At 66.2% G+C, this 12,345-nt stretch carries 7 protein-coding genes and 1 pseudogene; 2 read left to right on the forward strand and 6 right to left on the reverse strand.

All coding sequences use genetic code 11. The features are described 5' to 3' along the window. Positions 1–32 precede the first annotated feature (32 nt). The 3 genes from BPODLACK_RS01480 to BPODLACK_RS01490 all read right to left on the reverse strand — a co-directional run bounded on the left by BPODLACK_RS01480 (position 33) and on the right by BPODLACK_RS01490 (position 2,954). A complete protein-coding gene (locus BPODLACK_RS01480; protein WP_040004805.1) occupies positions 33–1,325 on the reverse strand; it encodes a TetR/AcrR family transcriptional regulator in 1,293 nt (430 codons plus the stop codon). 76 nt (positions 1,326–1,401) lie between these two features. After that, entirely contained in the window at positions 1,402–2,226 is an 825-nt protein-coding gene (locus tag BPODLACK_RS01485) for an alpha/beta fold hydrolase (protein WP_006436890.1), read from the reverse strand. Beyond that, positions 2,223–2,954, reverse strand: coding sequence for a nitroreductase (locus BPODLACK_RS01490; RefSeq protein WP_006436891.1), 732 nt, complete (start codon positions 2,952–2,954; stop codon positions 2,223–2,225). The genes BPODLACK_RS01485 and BPODLACK_RS01490 overlap by 4 nt, the downstream gene beginning before the upstream one ends. A gap of 160 nt (positions 2,955–3,114) precedes the next feature. On the opposite strand from BPODLACK_RS01490, the gene BPODLACK_RS01495 reads away from it, so the two are divergent. Both BPODLACK_RS01495 and BPODLACK_RS23395 read left to right on the forward strand, forming a co-directional pair. Next, positions 3,115–4,440, forward strand: coding sequence for an oxygenase MpaB family protein (locus tag BPODLACK_RS01495; protein WP_006436892.1), 1,326 nt, complete (start codon positions 3,115–3,117; stop codon positions 4,438–4,440). Between the two features lie 541 nt (positions 4,441–4,981). Next, positions 4,982–8,373: pseudogene (locus BPODLACK_RS23395) on the forward strand (AMP-binding protein); the annotation flags it as partial. A gap of 102 nt (positions 8,374–8,475) precedes the next feature. On the opposite strand, the gene BPODLACK_RS01510 reads toward BPODLACK_RS23395, so the two are convergent. The 3 genes from BPODLACK_RS01510 to BPODLACK_RS01520 form a co-directional block, all read right to left on the reverse strand. Further along, a complete protein-coding gene (locus BPODLACK_RS01510) occupies positions 8,476–9,111 on the reverse strand; it encodes a TetR/AcrR family transcriptional regulator (protein ID WP_024500243.1) in 636 nt (211 codons plus the stop codon). A gap of 194 nt (positions 9,112–9,305) precedes the next feature. Beyond that, complete coding sequence (locus BPODLACK_RS01515) at positions 9,306–10,826, reverse strand: class I adenylate-forming enzyme family protein (protein ID WP_024500244.1); 1,521 nt, start codon at positions 10,824–10,826, stop codon at positions 9,306–9,308. A 165-nt stretch (positions 10,827–10,991) separates the two neighbouring features. Further along, a complete protein-coding gene (locus BPODLACK_RS01520) occupies positions 10,992–12,173 on the reverse strand; it encodes an aromatic ring-hydroxylating oxygenase subunit alpha (protein WP_159404569.1) in 1,182 nt (393 codons plus the stop codon). Positions 12,174–12,345: the final 172 nt, after the last annotated feature.

Raw genomic sequence — 12,345 nt, forward strand, 5'->3', positions numbered from 1 at the left:
CGAACTCTCCCGCGTCGCGTTGTGCAGCGCGGTCAGCGACGTCCGTAGATCGCTGCGAAGACGAATCGTGTGACCATCTCCGTGACGGCGGCACGGTCGCCGAGATGGGCCTCCCCGGCCAGCGAACCGGCAATCGTGCGTTCGATCGTCCACAACAGGGTCGCCGCATACTCACGAACGGGCGGCCCGGCGGGCGCGAGACCTCGCTTCCGATCGGCGAGGATGATCGACTCGAGCACGGTCTCCATCGCACTCATCGCCGCCAGGTATTCGACACGCAGTTCGGGCAGACGCGGCCACTCGTGCACGGCGTTCTTGATGACCGCCCCCGCGTGACGATCGACGTTCAACCACTGGTCGACCTGGGCCATGAGCGCCGACGGGTCCGCCCGATCGACCTCGACGATGTCAGCGAGCCCGGCGACGACATGCGCGGCCGCTTCCCGGAACAGGACGACGAAGGCATCTTCCTTGCTGCGGAAGTAGAAGTAGAAGGATGCGCGAGAAGTGTTGGAGTGCTTGAGGATCTTCGCCACCGACAGCTCGGCGAGGGTCTCGGTCATCAGCAGCTCGCGCATCGAGTTCAAGATGTTGCGCGCGGTCTCGGTTTCGACGGCCACGGGTTCCGCGGCCGGCGGTGCGGTCACCTCGGTCGCGGCGTCCTTCGCCGTCGCGCGCCGCCCCTTCGCCGGGGCGCGTCCTCCGTAGATGGCCGCCTCGTTGATCGCGGTCAACGACGTCGTGACGCTCGCGGCGGCCGGCAACCGATCATCGAGACCACGGGTGCTCACGTAGAAGGCACGCTCGGCGCCGCCGACCAGCATCGCGGCGAGCATCACCGCGGGAGCTCCGTCAGGTGCCCGACCCTCGGCTCGCTCGAACCTGATCTGTTCCGCCAGAGCCGACACGAACTGTTCGAACATGCGCTGCCACGCCTCGGCCACCGCCGGTCGGCTGTGCATGTGCTCGATGACCGCGCAGATCACTGCTCCGTGCTTCGACCACATCTCGAGCGTCTGGTCGAGACTCGACCCCATTCGCCGGGCCCGGTCGCGACCCGGGTCCGTCCCCCACGGTGCGTCGAGACCGTACGACTCGTCGAAGACACGGCCCAGGAGCGCAACCAGCACGTCGTACTTGTTGGCGAAGTAGTGGTAGAAATTCGCCCGGGACAAACCGCCGACCTCCAGGATCTGCGCCACCGTCAGGTCCTGGAGAGATGTGTTGGCCAGCAATTTCTCGGTCGCGTCGAACACCGCGATCTCCGCCGCGGAACTCCCGTCGTGGTCACGGGGGCGTCGACGCGCGAACGAACCCTGGCTCATGGGAGAAGAGTAGTAGATGTCCGGACACGCCGTCTGCAGGGTCGTCTGCAGGGAGGGACCGGGGTGACCTGATCGTTCACGACCGGAGTCCGGCACCGGTCCGCAGTCCCGCCAGCAACGCCTCGTCGAAGTCGTCCGGACACTCCAGCATCGGATAGTGACCGGCGTCCAGCTCCACGAGCTCACCGCCCAGACGATCCCGCACCCACCGGGCACCGCGCACCGAGAGCGCCGGGTCCGCGTCGCCGACGATCTGTGTCACCGGCAGCGACAGACGATTCAGCAGATCGACCTGCTCGGTGGTCATCAAGGTGCGCAACGCCGCCCCAGCGGCCCAGCTCGGGGTCTGAAGCGAGATGCGATGCAGCCAATCCAGCACCGACGGTTCCGGGTCGCTTCCCTTGAAAGGGTCCCCGACCGCCTTCCGCCGGAAGGAGATCCGGTCGGCGTGCTCGGCCGCGAGCATCGCCTCGAGCGGCCCCTCCGGCGGCACCCCGAAGGGGAAGGTCTCGTGTCGCGCCGACGCGACGCCGTTCGACGCGACGAGCACCAGGGAACGCGCGAGATCCGGTCGCCGACAGGCCAATCGCATCGCGACCAGGCCACCCAGCGACCATCCGACGAGGGCCACCCGGTCGAGGGCGCGTTGCTCGATGACCTCGATGGCGTCGTCGCAGAGTGAGTCGATGTGACAACCGGCGCGAGGGGCGTCCGAGTTCCCATGGCCCCGAAGGTCCATCGCGACCACCCGGTGGCCGCTCTCAACCAGCACACGGATCTGCCGATCCCACACCTCCCCACTCAGACTCCAGCCGTGGATGAGCAGCACACCCGGCCCGTCACCGACGTCGTGGAACGCGATCCGGACGCCGTCCCGCGTCAGGACATGGAAGTGGTTCATCCGAGCCGGCCTCCGCCGACGAAGGTCGCGACCTCGTCGACACTCTGACGGTGTGTCCGATAGCCGTTGACCGGGTGATCGACATCCGCGTAACCGAAGGAGATCCCCAGCAGAACCTGCCGGTCAGCGGGTAAACCGAGATGCTCACGGAGGAGGGGTGCCTGAGTGGCGAGCGCCGCCTGCGGAATCGCGGCCACCCCGCGACTGTGCGCCGCGAGCAGAAAACTCTGGACGAAGAGCCCGCAGTCGACGGCGCCGTAGGTGCCCAGGACCTCTTCGGTGGTGAGCACGGCAACGTTCGGGGCGTCGAAGAAATCAAAGTTGCGCAACGTCTGTCGCGCCGAACCCACCCGATCGTCCCGGGCGATACCGAGGCTGTCGTACAGCTGCCATCCGCTCTCCCGACGGCGCTCGCGGTACACCCCCTCGTAGGCCCGCGGGAACTCGACGTCCGGCCGGACATCGGCCCCGGACGCAACCCGCGCCCGCAGCGCTTCCCGTAGGCGACCAGTGGCGTCGCCCTCGGTGATGTGCAGGTGCCACGGCTGGGTGTTGCACCAGGAGGGGGTTCGGCGTGCGATGTCGAGGATCGCTTCTATCTCGTTGCGCGGCACCGCCGTAGGCCGGAATGCGCGACAGCTCCAGCGCGTGGCCAGCAGGTCGCGCAGCACTTCGGCGGCGAGGCCGGAACCGACTGCGCCGGTCTCGTGGGTCGGGACTCCGGACATTGGCTTGTCTCCTCCTGATGGATCTTGCTCGCCGGCCGGTGGCACCAGCGACGAGACACCTAACCAGACATGAAGTGTAGACATAGTGTTCAGTCGGGTCTACCCTGCCGTGTAACGGCCGTCACACCGGCCGCTTCACGCACTCGGCGAGGAAGAGGACATGACACCCCACGCAGCACCACAGCCGGACGAGCAGACTTTTCGCGGCGACCTGGATGTACCGACGGGATTGCCCCGCGGGATCGACCTGGGACGAATCGCTAACAAGGACAAGGCAATAGCCATGTATGGGAGAGACCTGGTCGAGAAGCTGACCGACCACGCACTCCTCGCCGACGACTACGCGTACGCGGCGATGCTCGACTTCAAGGACCCGTCGTACACCTCGACGTGGCGCACGTTCGACCAGGCACTCGAGTACGGCATCGACGCCGTGGACGATCCGAGTCCCGGATTGATCGCGCTGTTCGAGCAGCTCGACCGGGTCCCCGAATGGGTCGACTTCGACCAGCTCTACCGGGGCGCGGTCGCGTTCTGGCGCGCCGGACCGATCGTCCCGCCGGTCCTCGCCTGGGGTGCGATCGCCGGCGGGTTCTCGATGTACAGCGCCACGCGCCCGGTCCTGTTCAGCGGCCGGCTGCGCAAAGAGGACAAGGTCGGGACGCGACTCATCGAGAGCTTCCGTTACGTGGTGGCGGCGTACACCCCGGGCGGGATGAGGCGCTTCGAGGAAGGGTTCCGGCTGACCGCCAAGGTCCGCATGATCCACGCCGCCGTCCGTCACAGCCTCGGGCGCTCGGACCACTGGGACTGGGCGAACTGGGGCATCCCGATCAACAACCTCGACAGCATGGTCACCCAGGCCGGGCAGTTCGGTGTCAAGTTCACCGATGCCGTCCAGTCCGCCGGAATCCGTTACAGCGACCGCGAACTCGACGACATCTTCGCTCTGAGCCGCTATGTCGGTCATGTCATCGGTGTCCCGGAGGACATCTTGCACACCGACTACGACGACGCCCGCCGAAAGACAGATCTGCACACTCTCATCGAGTTGCCGCCGGACGAGCTCTGCCACGACGTCGTGCATTCGATCATCGAGTACAGCGTCGAGAACCCGCCCGGCGATGTCGAGGTCCTGCCGGGGCCGGTCGCGAAGTTCATGACGAACGAACGAAGGCTGAAACTCGCTTACGGACTGCTGCACTCGTGGATTCCGCCGCATGTGATGGACGCTCTCGGCGTCGAGAAGACCGCTTGGCGGCACATTCTGCCGGCCATCAGTCCCCTCGTCACCTTCGCCGATCGTGTCGGGCGGATACTCCCGCACGACGACGAGAAGGCAGCCTTCGCCATGCTTCGCCAGTTCAACGACGCCATAAAGCTCCCCGATGGAGCCGACAAGCAGATGGCCGTGGCCAACCCGGACGAGGTTCACGCGGACATCGCCGCGAACAAGGGCGGCATGCCGGTGGTGGCGAAACGATGACCGCACATCGGACATCGGCACCACATCGGACATCGACACCACGTCCCCCGTGGCCGGGCCCCGATTGGTCCGGCGCACCGGACAACTCGTTCCGGCCGAACGCGGAGTTCGGCGACGCGGAGCTCGAAGCGGCGCTCGAGGAAGCGAATCTGCCGATTCTGCTCGGATCGCTGGCATTGCTCACCGGTGACGACCGCTGGATTCGTGAGCCGTTTCTTCCCACCCCGCCGCCCGACCTCGGCGACCACGATGGCGGTGGTTTCGGTCCGGAACTCGCGACCCGCATCCGACAGGAAGCACACACGGCACTGTGCGCCTGGCGTGACGGTGACCTGACGATGGCCGATCCCCCGGCACCCGAACGACTTTCGCAAATCCTGTCGGTCATCCTGGCCGAACAATCCCCGACGACTACGGCCGGCTGCTCGGCGAGGAGATGGGGATCCACCGACGCCACTCCGAACCGTCGTCACCGCCGGCGGACGGTTTCCGGGTCGCCGTCATCGGTGCCGGCATCTCCGGACTCGCGATGGCGATCCGCCTGGAGCAGGCGGGAATCGACTACATCCTGATCGACAAGAACACTGCCGTCGGCGGCACGTGGCACGAGAACGTGTATCCGGGCTGCGGCGTCGACACCCCGAGTTACCTGTACGCGCTGTCCTTCGACCCCAAACCGGACTGGTCGAGTCACTTCGCTTCCCAGCATGAACTGGCCGAGTACTGGCGGGATCTGGCCGAGCGGCACGGCGTGCTCGCACGAACACGGTTCTCGACCATGGTGGATTCAGCCGCCTTCGACTCCGGCACCTCGACGTGGACACTCACGGTCCGTTCGGTCCACACCGGTGAGGCCGAGAACCTCACCGCGACCGCCGTCGTCAGTGCCGTCGGACTGCTGAACCAGCCGAGCATCCCGGACCTTCCGGGACTCCAGGACTTCGACGGTCCGGTTCTCCACACCGCCCGTTGGGATCCCGAGTTCGACCTCCGGGGCAAACGCGTCGCCGTGGTGGGCACGGGCGCCAGCGCGATGCAGTTCGTCCCCGCCGCGGCCGAGATCGCCGCACAGGTGCGTATCTTCCAACGGTCACCGCAGTGGGCGATGCCCCATCCGTTGAAAGGTGTTGCGGTACGCGCGTCGACACACTGGCTGAACGAACACGTGCCGTTCTACCTGGCGTGGTACCCCGCCAGGCTGTTCTGGCGCATGGGCGACAAGGTGTGGCGTCTGCTGCAGGTCGATCGCGATTATCCGCACCTCGGCCGCGCCATCAACAAGGGAAACGACCGGCTCCGCGCGATGCTCACCGCATACATCGAAAGCGAGTTGTCAGATCGCCCGGACCTGTTGGAGAAGAGCCTTCCCGATTATCCGCCGTACGGAAAGCGTCTGCTGATCGACGCGGGCTGGTTCCGCACCCTGCGTCGGGACAATGTGGACCTGATCACCACCGGGATCGAGACCATCACGCCGAACGGTGTCGCCACCACGGCGGGAACGACTTTCGAGGCCGACGTGATCGTCCTCGCCACGGGGTTCCGATCGGTGGACGTCCTCGGCTCGGTCGAGGTCCGCGGACGTGACGGACGAACTCTGCGGGAGGTCTGGGGCGATGACGACGGTAGGGCGCATCTCGGGATCACCGTGCCCGGGTTCCCCAACTTCTTCTGCCTATACGGCCCGAACACCAACACCGGCCACGGCGCGACGGTCATCGCCGGGACGGAGATGCAGATCCAACACGTGACCGCATTGCTCGCCACGATGATCGACGATCGCCTCGCGACCATCGAGGTTCGTCCCGAGGCGTACGAGGCCTACAACCGGGAACTCGACGAGGCGCTCGCGGACACCCGTCTGGCATTTCGGCGGCACCACCACATACTACCGCAACGATCGTGGGCGGATCGTCACCAACAGCCCATGGCGCTACGTCGACTACTGGCGACGGGTCCACCAACCCGATCCGGCCCACTTCCTCACCACCCGCGACACCGTCACGGCCGGCCTGCGCTCCGCCGTCGCGGAACCTGTTGCCCAACCCGGGTGAATTCCCACTCCCTCAACGTGATCGAGACAGGACCCATGAACCGCACACAGACATCGCCGGAACCCGTCGCGGCTCCCGGTATCTCCGCCACCACCCTGGTCGAGGCCTTCCAGGCAACCGCGGCGAATCGCACCCACTGCACCGCCCTGACCGCATCCGGCGACAACCGTTCGTACACCTGGGGCGAGTACCGCGACGCGGTGGAGGAAGTGGCCACCGGCCTCGCGAGCCTCGGCGTCTCCCGCGGTGACACCGTCGCCCTCATGGTGCGCAACAGTCCGGAGTTCCACATCCTCGACATGGCGGTGCTGCACCTCGGCGCGACCCCGTTCTCCATCTACCTGACCTCGGCGCCCAACAGATCAGCTACCTGTTCGAGAACGCGGGCAACCGCGTCGTCGTCGCCGATCCCGAGTTCGTCGACGTTCTCCGACGCACGGCGGCGCCCACCGTCGAACACATCGTCGTCAACGGCGCCGTCGACGACGGTCCGCACGGCCGCGACGACGGTCCCGAGGCGCTCATCTGCCTCGCCGACCTCCGGCGGCATCCCTCGGACGGCTTCGACTTCGAACAGGCCTGGCGCACCGTCGGGCCCGACGACCTGGCGACCCTGATCTACACCTCCGGGACCACCGGCGACCCCAAGGGGGTCGAGCTCACCCACGCGAACCTCATGTTCGTGATGTTCACCTGCAACCTGCGCTTCCCGTTCGCCTCCGACGGCGCGGCGATCAGCTACCTCCCCACGGCACATGCGGCCGACCGCGTCTTCTCCCACTATCTGGCGACCGTGACCGGATGGCCGATCACGACCGTGCGCGACGCGACAGCCGTCTTCGCCGCCGTGGCCGAGGCGCGTCCGACCTGGTTCCTCGGCGTTCCCCGGATCTGGGAGAAGCTCCGTGCCGCACTCCTCGCCCGTTTCGCCGCACTTCCGGACGATCAGCGAGAACCCACGCTCGCAGCAATCGAGGCGGCAACGCGCAGGGTACAGATGGAGCAGCGTCACGAACCGGTCCCGGCCGAGGTCGAAGCGTCGGTCGCCGCCGCCGACGGACAGATCTTTGCCGGACTCCGCGCCCAGCTCGGCCTCGACCGCGTCGCGCTGCTCATGACCGGCGCCGCCCCGATCGCGCCGGCGGTACACGAGTTCTTCCTCGCCATCGGCACTCCGCTCCAGGAAGGTTTCGGCATGTCCGAGACCGGAGCACTCGGCTTCACCAACCTGCCCACCGACATTCGCGTCGGGAAGGTCGGACTCGCGCAACCGGGTACCGAGGCGAAACTGGCGCCGGACGGCGAACTGCTCCTGCGCGGCCCCCATGTGATGAGGGGCTATCGCAAAGACCCCGAGAGGACCGCCGAGGCCATCGACGAGTCGGGTTGGCTGCACACCGGTGACATCGCACGGATCGACGAGGACGGATGGGTCACGATCGTCGACCGCAAGAAGGAACTCATCATCAACGCCGCCGGTAAGAACATGTCGCCGGTGAACATCGAGGGCAAACTCAAGAGCGCATCGCCGCTCATCGGCCAGGCGTGTGTCTTCGGCGACCGGCGCCCGTACAACGTCGCACTGATCGTCTTGGATCCGGACGCCGCGGACACCTACGCGGCCGCGCACGGTCTCGCCGACGGCTCCCCGGCGACACTGGTCGCGAATCCTGCCCTGCAGGCCGTGATCGCCGAAGCAGTCGAGCGCGCCAATGCTCAGCTGTCGCGGGTCGAGCAGGTCAAGCACTATCGGCTGCTCGCCGACGAGTGGCTACCGGATTCCGACGAACTGACACCGACCATGAAACTCAAACGACGCGCCGTCGCCGACAGGTACGCCTCGGTCATCGACGAGGTCTACTCCGAGAGTTCGCCGTAGCCACCGAAACCGCCCCTGGAAACCACCCTCTGTAGTCGCGCCGACGTGGTGTCGTCGGACAGTCTGTAGAGGGCGGATTTCAGGGGCGCTTTGCGGTTCGGGCTAGGACTTGGCGGTAGCGGCCGGCACCGCGCTCGGCAAGAACGCCGGAAGAACGAAGGTACGCAACATGTCCCGGTGTTCGGGGTCGTCCGGACGATCGAAGTCCAGACGCCCGACGAGGATGAACTGGACGAGCGCGATCCACTCCGCCATCTTCTCCCTGTCGACGTCCCGTCGGACCTCGCCGCGCTCCATCGCCCGTTCGATGACCGGGTCCCACATCTCGGCGGTCAGCCGCGCGGCGAGGCCCGAGGCACCGACCAGCGGTTCGGCCATCTGCATGTGCTCGGGGCTGACGAGGATGCGGATCAACGGATCACGACGTCCGCGGTCGACCAGGAAGATCAGGCCCTCGACGAGCTGATCGGCGAAGGTCTCCTTCTCGAGCAGGAACTTCCGCGCTTTGGCGAACAGCATCCGCGAGCGCCGCTCGATGATGGCCGAGATGAGCGTGTCGCGGTCGCCGAAGTAGCGGTAGACGGTCGGGCGGGACACACCGGCCTCACGACCGATGTCGTCCATCGTCGTCTTGGATACGCCGTATCGCTGGAAAACCTTCTCGGCAGCGACCATGATCTGTTTACGGGCCTCGTCGACGTCCTCGCTCAGGACGTTGCCCGTCTTTCTGCGTGCCACGTGTGTGCACCTCCCTCAAGCGATGTTACAACGGACAAACTGTGTCATCTGTCCGCGAGGCGGAAAATTCGAGACAGCCTCGTCGTCCGTGGCGTCGAGGCGGCCGACACGCAAAACGACCGAGGCGCGGATGTCCTCCGCAACCTCGGCCGTCTCACACCCAGCGCGTATCCCGTCTAACGCACGCGCACCCCTCAGCGCACGCGATCGAAGCGAGTGTCCACGTCCTTGTACTCGTCCCGGATCACCGTCTTGGCGATCTTTCCACTTGGGAGCCGGGGCAGCGGGTCCTGCCGGATCACCACGTAGCGGGGCACCTTGAAGTCGGCCAGGACCTGCTGGCAGTGCTCGACGATCGTCTTCTCGTCGACGTCGCCCGAGGTCGTCACGATGGCCGCCGGCGTCTCGCCGAACCGGTCGTCGTTCGCCGCGATCACGGCGACTTCCTGGACACCGTCGATGGCGCCGATCGCGATCTCGAGTTCCACCGGCGAGATGTTGATGCCGCCGGAGATGATGAGGTCCTTGAGACGATCGACGAACTTCACCCGACCCTCTTCGTCCGCCTCGCCCAGGTCACCGCTGTGCAGCCAGCCGTTCCGGAGGGCCTGCGCGGTGGTCTCGGGGTCGTTCCAGTATCCGGGGGTCACACCCGGGCCGCGGACGACGAGCTCGCCCTCTTCCCCGGGCGCCGCTTCCTCACCCTTGTCGTTGAAGACCTTGACCTCGGTGAAGATCGACCCGGTGCCGCACCGATCCGGGTACTCGAAGGCCTCCTCGCGGATCGTCGCGGTCGCGACGCCGCCCGCTTCGGTCATGCCGTAGATCTGGCGCAGCAGCACACCCTTGTCGCCCCAGCGCTTGAGCAACGGCACCGGCACCGCTGCGCCGCCGACGATCGCGGTCTTGAGGGAACTCAGGTCCGCGTCGGCGAACTCCGGGGCACGCGAGATGGCCTCGAAGATCAGCGGAACACCGAAGATGGCTTCCACCGAGTGCTTCTCGAGGAGCTTCACCGCGTTCGAGGGGTTCAGTTCCGGCTCGATGACCAGCGTGCCGCCCAGAACCGTCGTGATCAGGAGTCCGTACACCAGACCCGGGGTGAAGGCGAGCGGCAGGACCAGCAGCGTGGTGGTTCCCGGCCGGAAGCCCTCCTCGGTGAGCGTGTTCTCCAGGACGATCGACGTGAGGGTCTGATTGGTCAGGATCACCCCCTTGGACAGACCGGTGGACCCACTCGTGAACAGCACGGTGGTCGGCTCGTCCCGATCGAGATCGACCCGGAAGTCGTCCGCACTCCCGCTACGCAGCGCCTCGAGCTCGGCGTAGGTGACCACGGTGAACGGTTCACCGATCGCGGCGGTGTCCTCGGCGAGCTGTTCGAAACCCGGCGCAACGATCACGACGCCGATTCCCGCGTCGTCGGCGATCTTCCGCAGCTCCGCCGGACGGTAACGGCTGTTGAGCGGAACCAGGACACCACCGGACTTGAGCGCACCGAGGGCCGCGACCGGCCACTCGAGCGAGTTCGGCCCGAGCAGGCCCACCCGGTCACCCCGGGCGACTCCCTTGTCTTCCACGAGGAGGCGGGCGATGCGGCTGCTCCAGTCCCGGAGCTCACGGTAGGAGATCTCGGACTCGGAGAACACCACGGCGGTGGTGTCACCCTTGGTCCGGGCCCACCAGTCGAGGGCTTTGCCGATGGTTGCGGTCATGATCGTACTTTCTTCTATGTCAACGGGTTTCGATGCGACCGAGGGGCGCGGCCGCCGCACTGCGAGAATCCGGCGGAACGACCGGCCCCCCAATCACCTAACGCTTATAGGATAAATCGGACTTCGCCGACACGGGCCGATTCGGCCGAACCGACCCCCCGGTGATCACGAACCGGCGGCGCGTCCTTCGGCGACCAGCCTCTTGGTCTCACGACGGAAGACCTGGTTGGCGATCTCGTTGCGGCCCAAGAGCATCTCGCCGGCATCGGCACTGCCCATGCCCACCTGCGAATCCCGCAGCAACGGGAAATCCTCCTGGTGCAGAACGGCGAGCAGGATCTCCCAGTTCTTGTTCCACAGGCGCTCCCAGCGCTCCTGTTCCATTCCGCTGTCCTCGACCGACGGAACGATCAGACGCTGCTCCATCCGCGACTTGGTCGGGTCGGTGGGATGCGGCCGGAAGGTCAACAGCTGGAAGTGATCCGGCTGACGGAGCAACGTGCTGTTCGGCCCGAGCCAATGGGTCTCGGTGACGTACTTGTCCAGCGGCGCGTCACCGGGGTCCTCCTCGAGGAATCGGTCGATCGTCTTGCGCGGCGCGATGAACCGGCAGTGTCGCCCGAAGTCCTCGAAGGCCATCACGTTGGTGTGGATGACCTTGCCCGCGGTGTTCGGATGCGCGTACTGGATGTGGTAGCCGTCCAGGAAGGCGTCCTGCATGATCTTCCAGTTGGTGGGCTCGTCGAAGCCCCCCGCCCGGAAACACACCAGTTTGTCCAGGTTGTACTCGGCGAGCATCGTGTCGATCTCGGGACCGAGCCACGCCGCGACATCGATCTCGGCCGAGGCGTTGTCGACGACCCAGATGAATCCGTGACGCTCCTCGGTCGGGATCTCGATGAGTCCGTGGTCGGAACGATCCACGTCGCCGAAGGTCGAGTCGCGCGTGATGGTCCGCAGCGATCCGTCCGGGTCGTAGGACCAGCGGTGGTAGCCACACGAGAAGATCCGGCAGCGCCCCTTCTCGCTCTTCTCGAGCATCGCCCCGCGATGTCGGCAGAGATTGACGAACGACCGGACACTGCCGTCCTTCTGCCGCACCACGATGATGTTGTTCCGCGGCATCTGGACCGTGACGAAGTCGTTGGGCCGGGAGATCTCGCTGCCGTGCGCGACGATCGAGGGCACACGGCCGAAGATGTGGTCGCGCTCCTCCTTCGCGAGCACCGGATCGGTGAACTCTTCGGGCTCGAACTGGACGATCTCGTCGAACTTGTCCGTCGTCTCGTTGCGCAGGAGGTCCAGCGCACGCCTGATTCGATCTTGACGGGGAAGCGAAGTGGTCATGATTCCCTCCGTGGAGGAGCGGTTGTCTGCGAGTAGGGATGCACCCGGCGGGCTGCCGCGGATACGGACCTAAACCTACAGTAATAAGTTTTATGGGGCAACGGTGCGGCCTGGGTACCGGTGCGGCGAGCGGGGAACACAACCCGCCGCACCGGTGGTCTGGGACGCCGGG

The organism is Gordonia sp. YY1 (genome assembly GCF_009872315.1).
In the GTDB taxonomy this organism is placed as follows: domain Bacteria; phylum Actinomycetota; class Actinomycetes; order Mycobacteriales; family Mycobacteriaceae; genus Gordonia; species Gordonia amicalis.